The organism is Amycolatopsis coloradensis (assembly GCF_037997115.1).
GTDB classification, from domain to species: domain Bacteria; phylum Actinomycetota; class Actinomycetes; order Mycobacteriales; family Pseudonocardiaceae; genus Amycolatopsis; species Amycolatopsis coloradensis_A.
The window spans coordinates 5,679,869-5,700,671 of the sequence record NZ_CP150484.1 but is presented as its reverse complement, the minus strand read 5'-3'; the positions used below and the strand labels follow the sequence as shown (position 1 = coordinate 5,700,671).

Here is a 20,803-nt window from a genome sequence, read left to right as displayed (position 1 = left end):
ATCGCGCCGGNCGGACAACCCGCTGTGGCTCGATTCCCAAGTCGGCCTGCCGAACCAGCCGTGCAACCTCGCGCGCGGCCATCGCCCTTGCTCTCGAAAGGCTCACTCGTGACCGCCGCCGAAACCCTGCCCAGGAGCCACTCACCGGTCAAGGGCTGGCTCGCCGTCCTGGCCGTGACACTGGGCATCTTCGCCCTGATGACCTCCGAACTGCTGCCCGTCGGCCTGCTCACGCCGATCGGCTCGGCAATGGACATCTCCCCGGGAACGGCGGGCCTGATGGTCACCGTGCCCGGTCTGGTCGCCGCGATTTCGGCGCCACTGGTGACCGTGGCCATCGGCAGGACCGATCGGCGGCTGGTGCTGGCGGTGCTGGTCGGTCTCGTGGGCGCGGCCAACCTGGCTTCCGCGTTCGCCACCGGTTTCGCCGTCGTTCTCGTCGCCCGCTTCCTGATCGGGGTCAGCGTCGGCGGTTTCTGGGCCCTCGCCGGCGCTATCGCGCTGCGCCTGGTGCCGAAACACCACGTCGCGCGCGCCACCGCCGTCATCTTCGGCGGTGTCGAGACGGCGTCCGTGCTGGGCGTGCCCGCCGGTACCCTGATCGGCGACCTCGGCGGCTGGCGGACGGCCTTCGCGGCCGTGGGCATCCTCGGCCTGATTTCCTTGGCCTGCATGATCTTCCTGATGCCGAAGGTGGAGCCGGACCAGACGATCACCTTCGCGGATCTGCCGCGCGTGTTCCGTTCGCACGCCGCGGTCCGCGCGGGTATCGCGATGACCTTCCTGGTCATCACCGGTCACTTCGTCGCCTACACCTTCGTGCGGCCGATCCTTCAGGAAGACGGCGTCGCGGACGGCATGATCGGTGTGGTGCTGCTGATCTTCGGGGCCGCGGGCGTCTGCGGGAACTTCCTCGCGGGCGCGCTGATCGACCGGTACCTGCGGCAGACCGTGTGCGGGATCGGCGTGGTTCTCGCGACGGCCATGGCCGTGTTCGCCGTGACCGACAACAACACCTTCTCGGCCGCCGCGATCCTCGTCCTCTGGGCGCTGGGCTACGGCGCCGTCCCCGTCACTTTCCAGACCTGGATCCTCGCCGCCGCGCCGGATGCGACCGAGGCGGCTTCCTCGCTGTACGTGTCGGCGTTCAACCTGTCCATCGCCCTCGGCGCGCTCTTCGGTGGCTTGGCCGTCGACGCCATCGCCACCGTCAGTGTGCTGTGGATCGGCGGAGCACTGGTGCTGCTGGCGGTCCCGGTGGTGGGGCGGCGGAGAGGGTGAACGAAACGATCCGCTTACGCGAGCGCGGCGGGGAGCGTTTCGAAGCCGCGCAGGATCCGGGTCTCCCGCCGTCGCGCACCGTCGAGCAGCCGCAGGTCCGGGAAGCGCTCGAAGATCGACCGCAGCCCGATCTCGCCTTCCATCCTCGCCAGCGAAGCGCCGAGACAGTAGTGCCGCCCCGCGCCGAACGACACGTGATCCCGCGCGTTCGCCCGCTCGACGTCGAAGGTGGCGGGGTCGTCGAAGATCTCCGGGTCCCGGTTGGCGCCCGCGAGCACGGTGGTGACTATCGCGCCGCGCTCGATGCGGGCACCGCCGATCTCGGTGTCCCGCGCGGACAGCCTGCCGGTCAGCAGAACCGGCGGGTCGTAGCGGAGGATCTCGTCGACGGCGTTGCTCCACAGGTCCGGATCCGCCCGCAGTTTCGCGAGTTCGCCCGGGTGCCGGGTGAGCAGGGCGATGCCGTTGCCGAGGAGGTTGACGGTCGTTTCGAAGCCGGCCGCCAGGACCAATCCGGCGGTGGCCTTGAGTTCCCGCTCGGTCAGGCCCACCCCGTCCTCGCGCGCGGCGATCAGCTTGCTGAGCAGGTTGTCGCCGGGGTTCTTCCGCAGTTTCTCCAGATGCACGGTGAGCCATGAGTCGAACTCGGCCAGCGTCGCCTCCACCGTGCGGAAGGTTCGCCACGGCAGGCCGAGGTCGAGGCTCGGGGCCGCTGCGCCGCCCAGTGCGAGCACCTTGTCGCGTTCCTCCGGGGGGACGCCGAGGATCTGGCTGATCACGGTGACCGGCAAGAGCCCGCAGTAGTGCTCGATGAGATCGACGGGGTTCGCCGGGTCGAGGCCGTCGAGCAGTTCGTCGGTGATCGCCTGGGTGCGCTCGCGCAGCTGCTCGACCGCGCGGGCGGTGAAGACGCGGGTGACCAGCTTCCGGTAGCGCGTGTGGTCGGGCGGTTCGCTGGCGAGCAGCGACGGCGGCTCGATCGGATGGATGAGGCCGGACGCCGACCACGCGACCAGCTTGTTGAGCAGCGGGTTGTCCGGGACGAACCGCACGGTCTTGAACGCGTCGCTGGTCAGCACCTCTTTGCACGCCGAATGCCGGGTGCTGACATGGCCGACCCGGGTGGTGGCGATGGCGCCGTGCGAGCGGATCTCGTCGAACAGCCCGCTCAGATCCGCTCCGCCGCTCGCCTCGACGGACAGCCTGCCCTGGAGGTCGCCCCGGCGTGCCGCGGCCCGCAGGGCGACCCGGGGGATGGCGTGACCGATGCCCCAGCGGGTGACCGGTTTGGCGATCGCCTCCGCCTTGTGCCGGAAGGTCCGTGCGGGAGCGGTCTTGAGTGCGAACATCAGGACTCCGTCCGTGCGGGTTCCCCTTCGAAGGTATCGGAACGACGTGTCAGTAGCCAGCGGCTCCGATTTCTGCGGACACGCTGTCCGCTCGGTAGTGTTCTGCACTTCCGGCGGGCCGGGGAGTGCTTGTGGGCGACTACGGTTTCGACATCGCGCTGGTCGCGGTGCTGGTGGTGCTCAACGCGGTGTTCGCGGGCAGCGAGATGGCGCTGATCTCGTTGCGTGAGGGGCAGTTGCGGGCGTTGGAGCGCGACGGTCGCGCGGCCGGCCGCACGCTGGTGCGGCTGGCGCGCGACCCGAACCGTTTCCTGGCGACGATCCAGATCGGCATCACGCTCGCCGGTTTCCTCGCTTCGGCGACGGCGGCGGTGTCGCTCGCGCAACCCCTGGTGCCGTTGCTGGCCTTCCTCGGCGACACCGCCGGGGCGGTGGCCGTCGCGCTGGTGACGATGGTCCTCACCTTCCTGACCCTGGTACTCGGGGAACTGGCGCCGAAACGGCTCGCCATGCAGAACGCGTTGCGGTGGGCGTTGCTGGTGGCGCGCCCGCTGAATCTGTTGTCGGCGATCTCGAGGCCCGTGGTGTGGGCGCTGAGCGTGTCGACGAACTTCGTCGTGCGGGTGCTGGGTGGCCGGGCGGAAGCCGATCCGGATCAGATGTCGCCCGAGGAGCTGGGGGAACTGGTCTCGGCGCAACGCGGCCTTAACGCCGAGCAGCGCATGATCATCAACGGCGCCTTGGAGATCCACGAGCGACGGCTGCGGGAAGTGCTCGTCCCTCGCCGGGCGGTGCTGACACTCGCGGCCGAGCAGGACCTCGAGTCGGCGCGGCGGCAGCTGGCCGAGTCCGGCCATTCCCGGGCGCCGGTCGCCCGCGGCGGCCACCTGGACGACGTCGTCGGTGTCGTGCGGCTGCGTGATCTGCTCGGCGAGCACGAAGACCTCGCCGAGGCCGTCCGGCCGGCGGTCGTGTTCCCCGATTCGCTGCGGGTCTCGGACGCGCTGCGGAGGTTCAAGGCCGAGCGGGAGCAGATGGCGCTCGTCGTCGACGAACACGGTGCCGTCGCGGGCATGGTGACGCTGGAGGACCTGCTGGAGGAGATCGTCGGCGAGATCTACGACGAGACCGACCGCGACGTGCTGGCCGTCCGCGACGGTACGGACGGTTCCCTGGTCCTGCCCGGCACCTTCCCGGTGCACGACCTCGTCGACGTCGGGGTCGAGCTGCGCGACGCCCCGCCGGGGGAGTACGCGACGATCGCGGGACTGATCCTCGTGATCCTCGGCCGGATCCCGGAGAAGCCGGGCGACCGGGTGACGGTGTCCGGCTGGACCGTCGAGGTGCTCGGCGTGGAGCATCACGCGATCACGCGGGTGGCGCTGCACCGTGGAGCGAACACGGAGCGGTGAGTTGCGCCGGGCGCGCCGGGTTGGCAGCGTGCCCGGTGTCCCGCCACGAAGAAAGGTGTTCCGATGCCGCAAGACCAGCCGGATGTGAAACCTCGTTCGCGCGACGTGACCGACGGCCTGGAGCGTGCGGCGGCCCGCGGCATGCTCCGCGCGGTCGGGATGGGCGACGACGACTTCGCCAAACCGCAGATCGGCGTGGCGTCCTCGTGGAACGAGATCACGCCGTGCAACCTGTCGCTCGACCGGCTGGCCAAGGCGGTCAAGAACGGCGTGCACGCGGCAGGCGGCTATCCGCTGGAGTTCGGCACGATCTCGGTGTCCGACGGCATTTCCATGGGCCACGAGGGCATGCACTTCTCGCTGGTGTCCCGAGAGGTGATCGCGGATTCGGTCGAGACGGTGATGATGGCCGAGCGGCTGGACGGCTCCGTGCTGCTGGCGGGCTGCGACAAATCCCTGCCGGGCATGCTGATGGCGGCGGCGCGGCTCGATCTCGCCTCCGTTTTCCTTTACGCGGGCTCGATCATGCCCGGTCAGGTGGACGGCCAGGACGTCACGATCATCGACGCGTTCGAAGCTGTCGGCGCTTGCTTGGCGGGGAAGATCAGCCGCGCCGAAGTGGACAGGATCGAACGCGCGATCTGTCCCGGCGAAGGTGCCTGCGGCGGGATGTACACCGCCAACACGATGGCGTCGGTCGCCGAGGCGCTCGGCATGTCGCTGCCAGGGTCGGCCGCTCCGCCCGCCGTCGACAGGCGTCGTGACGGGTTCGCCCACCGGTCGGGGGAGGCCGTCGTCGGGATGCTGCGCCAGGGCATCACCGCGCGGCAGATCATGACCATGGAAGCGTTCGAGAACGCCATCGCCGTCGTGATGGCGCTGGGCGGTTCGACCAACGCCGTCCTCCACCTGCTCGCGATCGCGCGCGAGGCGGAGGTCGACCTGCGCATCGACGACTTCAACCGGATCGGGGACAAGGTCCCGCACCTCGGCGACCTCAAGCCGTTCGGGAAGTACGTGATGAACGACGTCGACAAGGTCGGCGGCATCCCCGTGGTGATGAAGGCGCTGCTCGACGCCGGGCTCATGCACGGCGACGTGCTCACCGTGACCGGCAGGACCATGGCCGAGAACCTCGAAGGCATCGCCCCCGCCGGGATCGACGGCGAGATCATCCGCCCGCTCGACCGGCCGATCCACAAGACCGGCGGGCTGACCATCCTCAAGGGATCGCTGGCACCCGAAGGCGCGGTCGTGAAGTCGGCGGGCTTCGACGAATCGACGTTCACCGGCGCCGCGCGGGTGTTCGACGGCGAGCGAGCCGCTCTCGACGCGCTCGCGGAAGGCCGGATCGTCGCCGGGGACGTCGTCGTCATCCGGTACGAAGGGCCCAAGGGCGGGCCGGGGATGCGGGAGATGCTCGCCATCACCGGCGCGATCAAGGGCGCCGGACTCGGGAAGGACGTCCTGCTCATCACCGACGGCAGGTTCAGCGGCGGCACGACCGGGCTGTGCGTCGGCCACATCGCCCCGGAAGCCGTCGACGCCGGGCCGATCGCGTTCGTACGGGACGGTGACCCGATCACCCTCGACGTCGCGAACCGGACACTCGAAGTCGAGATCGACGACATCGAGGCGCGGAAGAAGGGCTGGGCCCCCAAGCCGCCGGCGTACACCCGGGGAGTGCTCGGCAAGTACGCCAAGGTCGTCCGCAGTGCCGCGCACGGAGCTGTTTGCGAGTAGGCGGGTCAGAGGTACAGGAAGGACCCCTTCTTGTACCTAGTGTCCTGAGTCAGAAGTTCGCGTCGCTAGTTCTTCTGCCTCAGGGTGGACGAAGGGGACTTTCACCGCATGTGACGTGGGTAAAGCGCCCTTCACCGCGTGAAATGAGGGGTGCCCACGAAAGTCCACAAGGGCCAGCCAGGCAAGGTGCCGAATCGGGCACGACTGTCTCGGGATCGCCCCTAAGAGCAGTCTAGGACCCTGCCGTCACCTCACGACCCGCCCCAGGCGCACTACGGCCGGATACCGATACGGACTTAAGACGCGCACTTCCGACTCAGGACGGCTAGGTACAGGAACGGGTCCCTCATGTACCTGGAGGCCACCACGAACGGGTGATGCGTAGGCCGGAGAGACGCGAGTACGTAATTCACCCGATGTGCCCCGCTACTCCGGAGTAGCAGACTCGGCGGCCCGACGATTCCCGCTGCTCCGGAGGTCGATGATGACCCTGACCGCGTCCCTTGCCCCAGCCCGCACCGCCGCCCTCGTGATCGCCCGCGTGGTCGTCGACGGGATCCGGCACTCGCTGCCGGAGCACGCGCCGCTGTTCGACGCGCGCGCCACGGAGTTCGTCGCCTCGGTGCTGGAACACGACGGGATGAACCTGGGCATCGCGGCCGGTGCGGACGCTTTCCGCCAGGTCGGCGTCGCCGAGTACGCGGCGGGCAAGGACCTGGAACGGCTCTCCCGCGCTTACCACTCCGCGGGCCGGTGCGCCCTGCCCGCGCTGGCCTCGCTGTCGCGGCAGCCCGGGGCGGGGTCGGCCCTGATGGACACCGGGGTGGAGGCCCTGCTCCGCTGCGCGGACGTCCTGATCCGGCTGTCCACCGCCGCCTACCGCGCGGCGCACACTCCTTCGGTCGCCGAACTGCGGCAAGACCTGCTGAAGGAGATCTTGAGCGGCCGCCCGCCGTCGAAATGGGCGGGACTCGCGGCGGAGGCGGGCTGGGTGCCGCCCGCCCGGGTGGTGGCCGTCGCCGCGGAGCCCGGCGCGGTCCGCGCCTCGTTCGGCCCGGAGGTGCTGGCCGGCCTCACCGGCGAGTATCCGCACCTGCTCGTGCCGGACGACGTCGAGATCGGTGGCGTGCTGGCGGGGACGCGGGCGGCGGTCGGGCCCGCGGTCGCGCCCGCCGAAGCCGCGGTGTCCCTGCGGTGGGCGCGCCGGACCCTCGAGCTGGTCCGGCGTGAGGTGATCGAGGACGGCCCGCTCGTGCGCTGGTCGGACCACCTGACCACGCACTGGCTTTTCGCCGACGAGGTGCTGACGACCGCGCTGGTCACGCGCAGCCTGGCCCCGATCGACGGCCTGCCCGCGAACGAGCGCGCCAAACTCGCCGAAACCCTCGACGCCATGCTCTCCGCCCGCGGCGGGGCACCCGAGATCGCGGACAACCTCGGCGTCCACCCGCAGACGGTCCGCAACCGCCTGCGCCGCCTCCGGGTCCTGTTCGGCGCCCGGCTCGACGACCCGGAGGCGCGGCTGGACCTGAGGATCGCCTTGCGCGCTGAGCTGCTCACGCCCGAACCGGGTCGGCAGGCGACTCCGATGAAGGTGGCCTGAGCGTCAGGCGGATTACGCGGACCGGGTCACCCACGTGGCGACCTGGACCCGGTTGGAGTAGCCGAGTTTGGTGAGGATGTGGTCGATATGGGTGTCCACCGTCCGCCGGGCGATGCCGAGCCGGTCGGCGATCTCCTGGTTCGTCAGCCCCTCGGCGATCACGTGCGCGATCTCGGTCTCGCGTTTCGTGAGCACCTGCGAGGCCTGCTTGCGGGGTTCGGGCGACCGTTCTTCGAGGGCGTACGCGATGGCGTCGGCGATGGGCATCGCGGCGCCGTCGGAGAACTCCTTGACCGCGACCTCCCAGCCCAGTGCGGTCGTCACGGCCTCGGTGTCGGCCTGCAAGGGCTCGGTGAACGCCTCGTACCGCGTCGGCCACGCGCCCACCGTGCGCCAGACGTTCATCGCGGCCCCCTGCAGGATCGCGGCCCGGCCGGGCCGTCCGGTGCGGGCGGCGCAGCCCGCCAGCACGGTGAGCGTGAACCCGACGACGACGCGGTCGTCGACGCGGGCGTGCAGGCGCAGGACCTGCTCACAGCAGCGGCGCGCGACCGCGAGATCACCTTGGAGGTATTCGGCGGCGGCGCGCGACCACAGCGCCCAGCCCCGCCAGAAGACCTCGCCCCGCCGCTCACAGCGTTCGACGGCTTCCGCGAGTACCGCCCGGCCGCGGCCGATGTCGCCGTTCAGCCAGATGGCCAGCCCGTGGTTGTAACTCGCCCAGAGGTCCGCGCCTTCGTCGCCGTGGGCGCGGAACAGGTCGATGGCCGTGCCGAACAGGCGTGACGCCTCGGCCATGTCGTTGCCGATCAGCGCGGCGTAGGCGCGGACGTGGAGCACGTATGCGGCGGCGAGCTCGTCGCCGCTGGACTCGGCTTCGGCGGCCGCCCTCTCCAGCATGCGGCGGTGAGCGGGCAGGTCTCCCTGCACCAGGGCGAGGAAACCGGAGAGCCACAGCAGGTGTGCCCGCTCGGGAACACCGGGCGCCGCGGCTTCGTCGAGACGGCGGACCCACATCCGGCCCTCGGTGTTCAGACCGCGGACGATCCAGAACTCCTTGACGTCGCGCAGCATCCGCAGCCCGATGATCGCGTCTTCGGGATCACCGGTGCAGTAGTCGAGGGCGACGCGAAGGTTCGCGTGTTCGCGCCGCAGCCGTCCGATCCAGGCGAGCTGATCGGTCTCCAGCCATTCGGTGGCGTACCGGCCGGCGAGTTCGGCGAACCAGTCGCGGTGCCGTTTCCGGTACTCCGCCGTCCCGCCCGTCTCGGTGAGCCTGTCGACGCCGTACTCACGCACCGATTCCAGCATGCGGTACCGCACGCCGCCGGGGTACTCCTCGCGCAGCAGGATGGACTTGTCGAGCAGTCCGTCGACGACTTCGAGGACCCGTTCGCGCGGCAGTTCGCCGCCGGAACAGACCTGTTCGGCGGCGTCGAGGTCGAAGCTGCCGGAGAACACCGACGCACGCGCCCACAGCAGCCGTTCGGGCCCGGTGCACAGGTCGTGGCTCCAGTCGATCAGGGCCCGCATGGTCTCGTGCCGCTCCGGCCGTCCTCGCCGGTCCTTCGTGAGCACGGAGAACTGCCGGTCGAGGCGGTCGGCCAGCTGGCGCAGCGACAACGCCCGCGCGCGGACGGCCGCCAGCTCGATGGCCAGCGGCAGCCCGTCCAGCCTGCGGCACAGCCGGATGAGCGGTTCAGTGTCCTCCTCGGTGAGCCGGAACGACGGCGCGACCGCGGTCGCGCGGTCCACGAACAGCCGCACGGACTCGTCGTTCATCACGCGCTCGAAGGAGTCGCCCTGTTCCGGGATCGCCAGCGGCGGCACCGGCAGGACACGTTCGCCCGCCACCCCGAGCGACTGCCTGCTGGTGGCCAGCACGGTCACCTGGGGGCAGGCCCGGACGACGGTGTCGGCGAACCAGGCGCAGCTGTCGACCAGATGCTCACAGTTGTCCAGCACCAGCAGCAACCGGCTTGCCTGAAGCGCCTCGACGACCACCTCGATGGCCGGTTTCGCCGAGCGGTCGCCGAAGCCGAGGACGTTCGCCACGGTCGGCACGAGCAGCGCCGGTTCCCGCAGCTCGGCCAGCGACACGAACGCGACCTCGTCGGCGGTGGCCTCGCGGTGGGCGGCGGCGACCCGCCACGCCAGCCGCGTCTTGCCGACGCCGCCCGGTCCGGTCAGCGTGACCAGCGACGACGCCTCCAGCAGGCGCCGCGCTTCACCGGTCTCGGCGTCGCGGCCCACGTAGCTGGTCACTTCGGTGGGATCGGCAGACCACCCCGCGAGTGAGCCAACTCCGTCCGCCATGCATTCTCCCGCCATCGACCAGACCCGCGAGTTCCGTCCGATGTAGACGGAAATCGCCCGGCTGCGGATACTAGCGGACCGGCGTCCTCCTAGCGGGAAGCTTGCTTCCCGCGATCATGGGCCCAGCCCGCCAGTACCGTTCCCGCGGCCACGAGCAGCAGGAACACGAGCACTCTGCCGCCCCAGTCACCGGGTACCCAGTCGAACGCGCCCCACAACTGGGTCGCGGAATGATCGAAGAGGCTGCGGATGGCGGCCTGCGCGAAGACGGCGACGGCCACCATCCCGACGATCTGCAGCCCCAGATAGCCGCCCTTGGTCATGCTTCCTACCTCCTGGTTCACGGTCGGGACCCAGCGTCGCCGCCGCGGGGCCAGGCGCACATCGGCAGCGCGTCGCGCTTCGCGTCCGACCAAAGTCGAGCCCCGGGTCGTCCTGTGTCCGGCTGCGCCGCCGCGAGCGGGTCGACCATGATGGGCCGGTGATCACCGACGCCGACGCCCAGCCGCCCCTCAGTCCGTGGGGACAGGCCTGGCGCCTGCTCGCCGCGGCCGGACTGGGCGTGCTGCTCTGGCTCGTCACGGCGTCGCAGGTGCCGGTGGGCGCGACGGGGCCGAGGGTCGACTGGATGATCACCGGTGATCCGCTGATCGCGCTCGCCTGCTTGATCGCCCTGCTGTGGCGCCGCCGCTTCCCGGTCGTGATCACGATCGCGGTCATCCTCGCGTCGACGGTTTCGGTGTTGGCGGGCGGCGCGTCGTTGCTGGCGCTCTGCTCGCTGGCCACCCGGCGGCGACCGGCCGAAACGGCGGTCGCGGCGGTGTTGTCGGTGGTCACCGCGGTGCTGACCGCCGACCTGTATCCGCAGCGCGAGGCGCCGGGACCGTGGTGGCTGCTGATCAGCCTCCCCACCTTGATGGTGGGCATCGTGGTGGCCGTGGGCGCCGCGATCGGGGCGCGCCGGGAAGAGGTGCGCTCCCTGCGCGAGCGGGTCGAAAGCGCGGAACGGGAGCAGGCCGCGCGGGCGGCCGAGGCACGGATCATGGAGCGGCACCGGATCGCCCGCGAGATGCACGACGTCCTCGCGCACCGCGTCTCGCTGGTCGCGATGCAGGCCGGGGTGCTGGGGCACCGGCCGGATCTGCCCGCCGACCAGGTCGCGGAACTCGCCCGCGGGATCGCCGACGGCTCCCATCAGGCGCTGGAGGAACTGCGGGACGTCCTCGGGGTGCTACGGGCCAGCCCGGATGAGGTGGAACCACCGCAGCCTTCGCTCGCCGACCTGCCGGCACTGGTCGCGGACGCGCGGGCGCTGGGGCTGGACGTCTCCTTGACGACCACGATCTCGGGCGAGCCGCCCGACGCGATCGCGAGGACCGTCTACCGGGTCGTCCAGGAAGGCCTGACCAACGCGGGCAAACACGCGCCGAGTGCGAAGGTGGCAGTCACCGTCGAGGGGGAAGCGGGGGACGGCGTGCGGGCGACCATCCGGGATTCCGGCGCGGCGCGGGCGATCGCGGGGCCGCCCGCCTCGGGTTTCGGGCTGCTCGGGCTCTCCGAGCGGGTCGGACTGGCAGGCGGCGAGCTGGACCACCACGCGGAACCAGGCGGCGGTTTCGTCCTCGCCGCGCGGTTGCCGTGGCCCGTCCGCGAAGGGAGCGAGTGAATGGGCGACGAGCGGGTGCGGGTCGTGCTCGTCGACGACGAGCACCTGGTGCGGATGGCGCTGCGGCTCATCGTCGACGGCGAACCCGACCTCGTCGTGGTCGGCGAGGCCGACGACGGCGACGCGGCGGTGACCGTGGTGGGGGAGCAGCGGCCCGACGTCGTCCTGATGGACGTCCGGATGCCCGGGCGCGACGGCCTCAGCGCGACCGAGGAGATCCTCCGGTTCCCGGACCCGCCCCGGATTCTCGTGCTCACGACGTTCGACTCCGACGAGATGGTGCTGGGCGCGCTGCGCGTCGGCGCGCTCGGGTTCCTCCTCAAGGACACGCCGCCGCCCCGGATACTCGCGGCGATCCGTACGGTCGCGACCGGCGAACCAGCGCTCTCGCCCGCCGCCACGTCCCGGCTGATCGCCGCGGCCACCGGGCCGCACTCGTCCGACGCGCGCCGGGCGTCCCGGGACACCGCCCGCGGGCTGCTGGCCACCCTGACCGACCGGGAACGCGAGACCGCGAACGCCATCGCCGAGGGCCTGTCCAACACCGACGTCGCGCGGAGGCTGGGCATCACCGTCGCGACGGTGAAGGCGCACACGAGCAGCATGCTCGCGAAACTCGGCGTCGAGAACCGGGTGCAGATCGCCTTGCTCGTGCGCGACGCGGACGGCTGAAAGTTTTTTCCGGCGCGGTGTCGAATCCGTCGTTCCCCGGTCGACGCAGTGTCGAAAGCAGGTTGAACCAACCCAAGGAGAAACCAGATGCGCACCCTGATCGCCACCGCGTTCGTCTCGCTCGACGGCGTCGTCGAAGGGCCCGGCGGGGAGCCGGGCTACCGCAACTCCGGCTGGACCTTCGACGGTATCGAGTTCGACGAAGCCGCCTACGAGCTCAAGGGGCGTGAGCAGGGCGAGGCGACCGCGATGATGATGGGCCGGGTCAGTTACCAGGCGTTCGCGCCGGTGTGGCCAGGCATGACCGAGGAGTTCTCCGAGTACAACGCGATGCCGAAGTACGTCGTCTCGACCACCCTGCGGGACGAGGACCTCGTCGGCAACTGGGGCGAGACCACGATCCTGCGTTCGCTCGACGACGTCGCGAAGCTCAAGGAGACCGAGGGCGGGCCGATCATCATCCACGGCAGCGCGGAACTGAACCGGAACCTCACCGACGCCGGGCTGATCGACCGCTACCACCTGCTGCTGTTCCCGGTTCTGCTCGGCGCGGGCAAGAAGATGTTCGGCGACACCGACAAGGACAAGCAGAACCTCAAGCTCGTCGAGAGCGAGGCCTACGGCAACGGCGTCCAGAAGCTGGTCTACGACGTCATCCGATGATCGGACCCCAGGCAGGAGCCTGGCACGTGTCCTGCGATCATGAACCGCGTGAACAAGCCCGTCTTCGTGCAGCCGAACCTCGACGGACCGGCGGTGGAGCTGTCCGGGGTCGAGGTCCACGTGGGTCGCGTGCCGCTGGTGTCGGACGTCGACTGGCGGGTGGACTACGGCCAGCGCTGGGTCGTCCTCGGCCGAAACGGGGCCGGGAAGTCGACCATTCTTTCGGTGGCCTCGACCCGGCGGTTCCCCAGCGCGGGGACGGCCGTCGTGCTCGGCCATCGCATGGGCGCGGTCGACCTGCGTGACGTGCGGACGCATATCGGCTTCGTCGGCGCGAACCAGCGGCTGCCGGACGCGGAGAACCACGACGCGCACACCGTGGTGCTCACCGGGTTCAGCGGAAGCGTGCTGCCGCTGTGGGATCGCTACGACGACGCGGTCCGGGACAGGGCGTCGAAACTGCTCGAACTGGTCGGCTGCACCGAACTGCGCGACCGGCCGGTGCGCGTCTGCTCGCAGGGCGAACGCGCCCGGGTCCGGCTCGCCAGGGCACTCATGGCCGACCCGCTGCTGCTCCTGCTGGACGAGCCGTTCGCCGGTCTCGACCTGCCCGGCCGCGAGGATCTCCTGATGGCGCTGGAAAACCTGACTTTGGCCCAGCCGGAGCTCGCGACGGTCACCGTGACGCATCACCTGGAGGAGATCCCGGCGACGGCCACGCACGCGCTGATGGTGCGCCGCGGCAAGGTCACCGGCGCGGGGCCGATCGACGATGTCCTCACCGGCGAAGGGCTCTCCGCCTGTTACGAGCGGGACGTCGAGGTCCACCGCATCAACGGGCGCTGGGCCGCGCACGCGGTGCGACGTTCGTGAAGACGCTCGTCACCGCCGTCGGCTGACGCCCGTGTCAGGCGGAAGGGCAAGGCCAGGCGAGCCGGACGATGGTCCCGGTCGGCGTGCTCGTCACCGTCGCCTCCGGCGCGAAGGCGCGGATGATCGGCAGGCCGCGTCCGCCGTCCGGGCGGCCTCCGTCGCGCCAGCGGCCCTCGTCGGCGACGCTGATCCTGAGGTGACCGTCGCCGTGGGCGGCGGTCACCTTCATGACGTTGTCGTCGGTGCCGTCGGGGTAAGCGTGCTTGACGACGTTCGTCATCGCTTCGTAGGCGGTGAGCTTGAGATCTTCGGCCAGTTCCCGGGGAAGCCCCCGTTCGAGTGCCCATTTCGCCAGGACGTCCCGTAGCGCGGCTGCCTGGGCGGCGACGGCGGCGACCTCGAGGACCAGCTCGTCGGTGCCGTCGCGCACCGGCTCGTCGATCGGTATCACGAAGCTTCTCCTCGTCGTCCGCCGCGGTCCACGACCGCCGGGTCCATCGACAAGGCTAAGGCACCGCCGGGGATCGGGACACGAGTGCCGCGCGAGCGGGCGCCGTCATCCGATATGTTCGGAGTAGTCGGGTACCGATCGCGAGGGGTGGATGACGGTGACGAGCGGAGACGGCGAAAACCTGGAAGTTCCGTTCTCGGTGACCGTCGCCAGGCCCGATGGCGCCGAGGTCGTCATCGCGGTGGCGGGGGAGATCGATCTGACGACCTCCGAAGATCTCAAGGAGACGTTCGAGAACGCGCTGGAGCCCGCGCCGGGCAGGCTCGTCGTCGATCTCGAAGGTGTGGAGTTCTGCGATTCCACCGGTTTGGCGACCCTGGTCAGGATCAACGACCGGTGCAGTACCCAGGGGGTCGACCTGAGTTTCCTGCCGTCACCCACGATCCGGCGGCTGGCCTCGAAGACGGGACTCTCCACGCTCCTGCCGCTCGCCGGATCCTGAGCGGCAGGCGGCTCAGCGGTTCGGCACTTCGAGGAGCGCGTGGTCGAGGTGCCGGTACACGGGGATATGGCTGTCGACGCCGAACAGGTGCAGCAGGCGCAGTACCGGCCGGGCGTCCGTGACCACCCCGGTCGTGCGGTGTTCGGAGCGGGCGCGGGCGGCGGCGGATTCGATGACCCGTAACCCGGCGACGCCGAGGAAGCCGACCTCGGTGAGGTCGAGCACCGTCGCGGCCGGGAGCCTGCCCCGAAGCGCGCGCTCCAGCCGTCCCGCGGTGGCGAGATCGATCTCCCCGGCCGCGGCGACTACGAGCAGGTCCTCGTTCCACCGGATCCGCTTTACCCGCAACAGGTTCTCGGCCGAAGGACGCGGCGGCGGAACGGCGAGCCGGGCAGCGGCGCTGAAGGCGGGGCCGTCGCGGCTGCTCCGCGTGAAAGGAATACGTTCGGTCATGGTGCTGTCTCCCGGATAGCCGGGACGAGACGACAACGGGTAAGCCTGCACAACGGCTGCGCAAGTCAACTCGCCGCCGCGTCGCCCTGTGACAAGGTGCTGGGCCGCGGACATGCGGGTCGTTCGTGCGGGCTGGTGGACTCAACCTCACGTACTTCTCACCGTACGCCGCTCACCGCACCTGGCAAGGCCGTCTGGGGTGAACGGCGGGATACATGGCCGTGCATGGTCACTCGCGAAGTGCCTTTTCCCAGGCGAGACCCTATTTTCGAGCGGTGCAACGCGTCGAGGAGCCGTTCGCCCAAAGGTGTCAGGCGGTAGCCTTCCCCGGCGCCGCAGCTCGCGGAAGCCGACGTCGCCCCGGCGGAGTTCCCAGATCACCCGCAGGGTCCATCGGCGTCCCCATCAGGTCGAGCGCGGCCAGGAGCGGACGGCGACTCCCGGCATCCTGTCTGGTCCGAGCGGCACCGCGCGCTGACCCGTGCCGTCGACGAACTCCACGACACCGCAACGGTTTTCGGCGAGACGTGGGCTGTCCCGTACCCGGCCGTCAGGGGCGGTGCGAATCGATTTCCCCGGTGTCTCCCCGTTCTCGTTTCGAGGACTTCCAGGTGGCGAGAAGACACAGCAGTGCCGCCGCGAAGCCGGCGGCGGTGAGTGTCCCGGCCCAGACGGCGCCGGTGCTGGCGAGAAGGTAGAGCTGGACCACGGCGGTGCACGCGTAGACGACCGCCAGACCCAGCCACAGCCGTTGCGGCATCATCCCCCGTCTCCGTTCGCTCGGTACGGGGTCAATCGCGGCGCGGCGGGATCGGGTTACAGGCTGTTCGAAAGCGGCCGTTCCCTGGTGGCGGGCTCAGCCAGGGCGGGATCCTCCGGCACGCCTGGTCCCGCGACCCGCTCACGGACCGTCCACGCGGAAGAAGTCCACCAGCCCGTCCCAAGACCGGGAACTCCGCCGCCGCTCCCACCAGGTCCGGAACGGGGTCGATGCCATGGCGTGCCGCGTGTACGACGTCATCACCGCGCGGTACACGTTTTCCGCCTGGTCCCACGTCAGCCGTTCCTTGCGCCAGGCCAGCACGAGCCGCATCCGCATGGGGTCGCCCTTCAGCGGCCGGACGACCATGCCGGGCAGTTCGGGCGCGGTGGGTTCGACGAGCTGCACCGCCTGCCCGGCGGCGATCAGGTGCCGTCCGCCGCCGTTGGGGCATTCGAACCGGATTCGCGGCGTGAACCCGGCGCGATGCGTCGCCGCGCGCAGCGACGTCAGCGAGCCGTCCTCGGGGCCGGGCGGCCCGATCCACGCTTCGTCGGCGAGCTCGGCGAGGTCGACCTCGAACCCGCCGGCGAGCCGGTGCCGGGCGGGGAGACCGATGAACACGGGCACCCACGAGAACAGCACCCGGTGCCCGAGGTGTTTCGCCAGTGGTACTTCCTGGTCGTCGGACATGGCGATGACGGCGATGTCGAGCGTCGCGCGGGCCAAGGCCTGAGCCAGCACCGCGCTGGAGGGTTCCACGTGGACGGTCACGTCCAGCCCCGGCAGCGCGTCGTCCAGCCGTTCGACGAAGGTGGGCAGACAGTCCATTTGGGACGATCCGAGCCGGACCGGACCGTCGCCGAGCGCGCCGAGGAGATCGCTCTCGAACCGGTCGAACTCCACGAGCAGGGTCAGCGCGCGGCGCAACGTCTGCTCGCCGACCGGGGTCGGGGTCACACCGGTGTGGCTGCGGACGAACAACGGCGCGCCGATCTGCCGTTCGAGCCGTTGGAGCAGCGAGGTCAGCGATGGCTGGGACATGCCCAGCGCGGCGGCCGCCTGCGAGAGGCTGCCCGCTTCGGCGATGGCGCAGATCGCCCGCAGGTGCCGGATCTCCAGGGCCATAGGCGGAGTCTATCGCCGCCGGTCATTACGGCCGGGTCCGTCGCGGTGCGAAGGTGCGGCCAGGACCATGACTACCTGAAAGGGGAGCCGATGACCGGCGACCGAACCCGGCCGGATCTGCGCGCGCTGCTGGCCGCCAAAGGGTTCCGGAACTGGATCAGCGACGGCTGGGAGCCTGCGGACGACGTGGTGGAGGTGCCGCCCGGCACCGCCGAGGCGGCCGCCGCCCATCGCGGCAGGCTGTCGGCGGAACTGCCCGGTCAGCGGATCGCGCTCGCGGCGGGCCGGGCCGTCGTGCGGTCCAACGACACCTTCCATGGCTTCCGCGCCGACAGCGACTTCGTCTGGCTCACCGGTTGCCAGCGCGAGGGCGCGATCCTGGTGATGACTCCGGCGGGGGACAGTCACCACGCCACGCTGTACGTCCCACGCCCCGCCGAGGCGCACGAGCCCGACTTCGTGGGCGACGCCGACACCAGTCCGCTGTGGGTCGGCTCCGCCGCCGGACCGGCCGCGTACGGGGACGCGCTCGGCATCGAATGCCACCCGCTGGAGGACCTCCCGCACGGCCTGCGCGGGCGGAACCCGAGCTTCCTGGTCGGTGCCGGGGTCGATCCCGCGCTCGACGCGCACCGCTTCGGCCACAGTGAGCGGCTCCGGACGGTCCTCGCCCAGTTGCGCCGGATCAAGGACGACTGGGAGATCGGCCAGCTGCGCGACGCCGTCGACGCGACCGCCCTTGGCTTCGCGGACGTGCTGGCCGCGCTCCCGGAGGCGGTCCGCGGCGGCGGGGAACGCTGGCTGCAGGGCACTTTCGACCGTCGCGCACGCACCGAGGGCACCGGGCCCGGCTACACCTCCATCGTGGCGGCCGGGCCGCACGCCCCGATCCTGCACTGGACGCGCTGCGACGGGAAGGTGACCGAGGACAGCCTCCTGCTGCTCGACGCCGGCGTCGAGGTGGATTCCTTGTACACGGCGGACATCACCCGGACCTTCCCGGTCGGCGGCGAGTTCACGAAGGCCCAGCGCGACGTCTACGACCTGGTGCACAAGGCGCATGTCGCGGCGTTGGGCGAGGTCCGGCCCGGCCAGGACTACGGCGCGTTCCAGGCGACGGCTCTGCGCGTGCTCGCGGAGGGGTTGCACGATTGGGGCCTGCTCCCGGTGTCGGTGGACGAAGCGCTGTCGCCGGACGGGCAGCAGCACCGCCGGTACATCGTCTGCGGTACCGGCCATTTCCTCGGGCTGGACGTCCACGACTGCGCCGCCGCCCATCCGTCCACGTACCGCGAGGGCACGCTCGCCGAGGGGATGGCGCTGGCGGTGGAGCCCGGTCTGTACTTCCACGCCGGCGACCGCACCGTGCCGCCCGAGCTGCGCGGTCTCGGCGTCCGCATCGAGGACGACGTCGTGGTCACCGGATCGGGATGCGACCTGCTCTCCAGTGCTTTCCCTTCGACCGCCGACGAGATCACCGCCTGGGTCCAGGCAGCCAGGGGCTGAAGGACGGACGAGGGGCAAGGCAAAGGTGGCGTGAGCCGAGTCAGTGGTGGAGTAGGGCGCCAAGGAGGCTGGCACGCTCTTGACCGTCCACAAGGGACACCGGTCGGGCAGTAGTGTCCATTTTGGGTACTTTGTGCGGGGGTCGTGAGTGGCAATGTGCGTTCTAACCATCATTGCCACTCGCGACCCCTCTCGAAAACCGCACATATAGCCACTAATCAGACTTTTCGCCGCTCAAATGTGTCCCTTGTGGACACTCAACGCATGGCCGGCTCTCGTGGCCAGTCCGGAACCACGCCGCGAAGGCCGCCTTCTCTACCTTGACCCAGCGAAGGGTCCTTCACCGCAGAGGCTCGGTCACGCCACATTTGACTTACCCCTCACCGGAGGGCCGGACTTAGGTCCGGCCTTCACCTCCCGTCAGTACCAGATGGTGTGCCCGGCGAGGATCCGCTCGGCGGCACCGGTCGTCGACAGGCCCGCGGCGGGCCGGTCCTCGGTGAAGTGCTCACGGAAGTCCTGGCTGAAGTGGCGGGTCATCAGCGCGATCGTGCGGTTCCAGTTCCCGCCGTCCGGCCCGTCCGGCGCCCACAGGTCCAGCAGCGACGAGCCGACCCTGCCCTGCACGGTGTCGCCGTCGTCCCAGCCAGGCGTCGAAGCGTCGTTTTCGAAGCTGTACGAGGTGCCGTTGTCGTAGACGTAGCGGTAGTCGCCGAGCGCGTAGGCGGCGACGGCGTCGGCGAAGCCTTCGGTCCACGCGCACGATTTCGAGCTGTGTTTCTCGATGTAGTGCGGGTTGCAGCCGTCGACCACGGGGAAATCACGACCGTAGAGCTGCCACTGCAGCCAATGCCCGGCCTCGTGGAGGATGAGGTGCTTCGAGTCGGGCATCGTCGCGCCGAGGAAGACGTAGTTCGTGTTCGGATAGTCCCAGTAGCCGCCCTCGGCTACCCTCGGATCCCAGACGAAGGTGATCCGGTCGCAGCGCCCGTCGGACTGCCGGGCCGTCCAGCACGACGAAGCCGGGTTGGCGCGTTTCCAGTACAAGACATTGAGCGTGTCCACGACCTTCCACGCCCGCTGCAGCGTCGATGGCACCTTCACCGTTCCGAGGTCCTGGGTGCCGGACACATTCGTGCGGTGTGCCGAGTCGAACGTGTAGTCGGTGGTGTTGTTCGCGGCCTTGACGACCCGCCACATCGAGGTGCTGCTCGACCGGAACCGCACGTACGCCTCGGTGAGTGACGCGGTGTGGCAGGCGGTGAACCGGCCGTCGGACGCGCCGGTGATACCCGCCGCGAGCCGGGTCGCCGCGGCGGAACCGGTGCGGCCCCACAGTTCCCAGTTCGCGTTCCGGGCCACCTGTGTGCGCAGGGGCTTGCTGGTACCCGCTTCGGCGTCGAGATGGTCGAAGGCGAGCGTGCCGGTGAGACAGGCGTTCGCGGACGCCGTCGCCGGTGCGGTGGACACGGCCGCGGTCAGCCCGAGGGTCGTGATGAGCACCGCGCCGAACGCTCGAAGTCGTCGGCCGGCGGATCTGCGGATCAGCTGCACGGGAATCTCCTCGCTGGAGGGAAACGACGGTGCGCCCGTGACCCTGTGTCGACGGTGACACACCGGTTGGTGAAGGAGTTTCATCGCGGCCGGCGCCGCCCACCATCGCGCCGTCCCATCGGCCGCGGCTATGCCCTCCCCGCCACGGGGCGTGTCATGATGTCCGCGAACTCGATCGGCAAAGCGAACGATTCGCCCATCCGGTCGTACGGTTTGACGAACGACAGGGAGCAGCGGTGGAGGACGAGACGCCCTCGATCCGGGACATGCTGGCGGTCAACCTGCGCGCGGCCAGGGCGGCGAGGGGCATCTCGCTGTCGGAGCTCTCACGGCGGTCAGGCATCGGCAAGGCGACGCTGTCGCAATTGGAGTCCGGCAGCGGCAATCCGACCATCGAGACCGTCTTCAGCCTGTCCAGGGTGCTGGAAGTGGCGATCTCCGACCTGCTCGACCATCGGGCGGGCGGCGCGCTCACCGTGGTGCGCGGTGCCGACGTCGAGGTGCTCAGCGGCGAGGGAGTGGATCTCCGGCCGCTGCGGCGGATCGAGACCGGTGACGGCGTCTTCGAGGTGTACGACCAGGTGGTGCGCGGGGACGCGCCACAGCGTTCGCAGGGGCACGTCGGGGTCGAGCACACCATCGTGCAGACCGGATCGCTGCTGGTCGAGGTGGCGGGCCGGACCGTCGAGGTCGGCCCGGGCGATTATGTCGCCTTCGACGCCCGTGAGCCGCATTGCTACACCGCGTCGGAGGGGCCGGTGCACTCGGTCCTCCTGCTGCAGTATCGCGCCGATGAGCGGCTGGACGGCAGGCCGCATCCGGTGCTGAAGGGCTGACCGCGCTCGAGGTATTGACACCTCTCAGAGGTGGA

The 20,803-nt window shown here is 70.2% G+C and carries 19 protein-coding genes; 11 read left to right on the top strand and 8 right to left on the bottom strand.

Annotated elements, in window-relative coordinates; all coding sequences use genetic code 11:
• The first annotated feature begins 108 nt into the window (after positions 1 to 108).
• The gene (locus tag LCL61_RS26720) at positions 109 to 1,281 is read left to right on the top strand and encodes an MFS transporter (protein ID WP_340682262.1); all 1,173 of its coding nucleotides are present in this window, start codon (positions 109 to 111) and stop codon (positions 1,279 to 1,281) included.
• Between the two features lie 14 nt (positions 1,282 to 1,295).
• Here the strand turns inward: LCL61_RS26720 and LCL61_RS26715 are convergent, their stop codons facing one another.
• The gene (locus tag LCL61_RS26715; RefSeq protein ID WP_340682261.1) at positions 1,296 to 2,630 is read right to left on the bottom strand and encodes a cytochrome P450; all 1,335 of its coding nucleotides are present in this window, start codon (positions 2,628 to 2,630) and stop codon (positions 1,296 to 1,298) included.
• 131 nt (positions 2,631 to 2,761) lie between these two features.
• Between LCL61_RS26715 and LCL61_RS26710 the strand changes: the two genes are divergently transcribed.
• The 3 genes from LCL61_RS26710 (at position 2,762) to LCL61_RS26700 (ending at position 7,388) form a co-directional block, all read left to right on the top strand.
• A complete protein-coding gene (locus LCL61_RS26710; RefSeq protein ID WP_340682260.1) occupies positions 2,762 to 4,042 on the top strand; it encodes a hemolysin family protein in 1,281 nt (426 codons plus the stop codon).
• Between the two features lie 63 nt (positions 4,043 to 4,105).
• On the top strand, positions 4,106 to 5,785 hold the full coding sequence (gene ilvD / locus LCL61_RS26705; protein ID WP_340682259.1) for a dihydroxy-acid dehydratase: 1,680 nt from the start codon (positions 4,106 to 4,108) through the stop codon (positions 5,783 to 5,785).
• 481 nt (positions 5,786 to 6,266) lie between these two features.
• On the top strand, positions 6,267 to 7,388 hold the full coding sequence (locus tag LCL61_RS26700) for a helix-turn-helix domain-containing protein (protein ID WP_340682258.1): 1,122 nt from the start codon (positions 6,267 to 6,269) through the stop codon (positions 7,386 to 7,388).
• A 12-nt stretch (positions 7,389 to 7,400) separates the two neighbouring features.
• Here LCL61_RS26700 and LCL61_RS26695 read toward each other — a convergent pair whose 3' ends face one another.
• Positions 7,401 to 9,704, bottom strand: coding sequence for a LuxR C-terminal-related transcriptional regulator (locus LCL61_RS26695; protein ID WP_340682257.1), 2,304 nt, complete (start codon positions 9,702 to 9,704; stop codon positions 7,401 to 7,403).
• Positions 9,705 to 9,793: 89 nt separating this feature from the next.
• Entirely contained in the window at positions 9,794 to 10,027 is a 234-nt protein-coding gene (locus tag LCL61_RS26690) for a hypothetical protein (RefSeq protein ID WP_340682256.1), read from the bottom strand.
• A gap of 158 nt (positions 10,028 to 10,185) precedes the next feature.
• On the opposite strand from LCL61_RS26690, the gene LCL61_RS26685 reads away from it, so the two are divergent.
• From LCL61_RS26685 to LCL61_RS26670, 4 genes are all read left to right on the top strand, one after another.
• A complete protein-coding gene (locus tag LCL61_RS26685) occupies positions 10,186 to 11,370 on the top strand; it encodes a sensor histidine kinase (RefSeq protein ID WP_340682255.1) in 1,185 nt (394 codons plus the stop codon).
• Entirely contained in the window at positions 11,371 to 12,042 is a 672-nt protein-coding gene (locus LCL61_RS26680; protein WP_340682254.1) for a response regulator transcription factor, read from the top strand.
• 87 nt (positions 12,043 to 12,129) lie between these two features.
• Entirely contained in the window at positions 12,130 to 12,705 is a 576-nt protein-coding gene (locus LCL61_RS26675; RefSeq protein WP_340682253.1) for a dihydrofolate reductase family protein, read from the top strand.
• Between the two features lie 39 nt (positions 12,706 to 12,744).
• Positions 12,745 to 13,578, top strand: coding sequence for an ABC transporter ATP-binding protein (locus LCL61_RS26670; RefSeq protein WP_340682252.1), 834 nt, complete (start codon positions 12,745 to 12,747; stop codon positions 13,576 to 13,578).
• A gap of 34 nt (positions 13,579 to 13,612) precedes the next feature.
• Here the strand turns inward: LCL61_RS26670 and LCL61_RS26665 are convergent, their stop codons facing one another.
• On the bottom strand, positions 13,613 to 14,029 hold the full coding sequence (locus tag LCL61_RS26665) for an ATP-binding protein (protein ID WP_340682251.1): 417 nt from the start codon (positions 14,027 to 14,029) through the stop codon (positions 13,613 to 13,615).
• A 151-nt stretch (positions 14,030 to 14,180) separates the two neighbouring features.
• On the opposite strand from LCL61_RS26665, the gene LCL61_RS26660 reads away from it, so the two are divergent.
• A complete protein-coding gene (locus LCL61_RS26660) occupies positions 14,181 to 14,531 on the top strand; it encodes an STAS domain-containing protein (RefSeq protein ID WP_340682250.1) in 351 nt (116 codons plus the stop codon).
• A gap of 12 nt (positions 14,532 to 14,543) precedes the next feature.
• On the opposite strand, the gene LCL61_RS26655 is transcribed toward LCL61_RS26660, so the two are convergent.
• The 3 genes from LCL61_RS26655 to LCL61_RS26645 form a co-directional block, all read right to left on the bottom strand.
• The gene (locus tag LCL61_RS26655; RefSeq protein WP_340682249.1) at positions 14,544 to 14,984 is read right to left on the bottom strand and encodes an STAS domain-containing protein; all 441 of its coding nucleotides are present in this window, start codon (positions 14,982 to 14,984) and stop codon (positions 14,544 to 14,546) included.
• A 550-nt stretch (positions 14,985 to 15,534) separates the two neighbouring features.
• On the bottom strand, positions 15,535 to 15,747 hold the full coding sequence (locus LCL61_RS26650) for a hypothetical protein (RefSeq protein ID WP_340682248.1): 213 nt from the start codon (positions 15,745 to 15,747) through the stop codon (positions 15,535 to 15,537).
• A gap of 138 nt (positions 15,748 to 15,885) precedes the next feature.
• A complete protein-coding gene (locus LCL61_RS26645) occupies positions 15,886 to 16,872 on the bottom strand; it encodes a LysR family transcriptional regulator (RefSeq protein WP_340682247.1) in 987 nt (328 codons plus the stop codon).
• Between the two features lie 90 nt (positions 16,873 to 16,962).
• Between LCL61_RS26645 and LCL61_RS26640 the strand changes: the two genes are divergently transcribed.
• On the top strand, positions 16,963 to 18,378 hold the full coding sequence (locus tag LCL61_RS26640; RefSeq protein ID WP_340682246.1) for an aminopeptidase P family protein: 1,416 nt from the start codon (positions 16,963 to 16,965) through the stop codon (positions 18,376 to 18,378).
• A gap of 420 nt (positions 18,379 to 18,798) precedes the next feature.
• Here LCL61_RS26640 and LCL61_RS26635 read toward each other — a convergent pair whose 3' ends face one another.
• Positions 18,799 to 19,932, bottom strand: coding sequence for a metalloprotease (locus tag LCL61_RS26635; protein WP_340682245.1), 1,134 nt, complete (start codon positions 19,930 to 19,932; stop codon positions 18,799 to 18,801).
• Positions 19,933 to 20,168: 236 nt separating this feature from the next.
• Here LCL61_RS26635 and LCL61_RS26630 point away from each other — a divergent pair, with 236 nt between their 5' ends.
• Entirely contained in the window at positions 20,169 to 20,768 is a 600-nt protein-coding gene (locus LCL61_RS26630; RefSeq protein ID WP_340682244.1) for an XRE family transcriptional regulator, read from the top strand.
• Positions 20,769 to 20,803 lie beyond the last annotated feature (35 nt).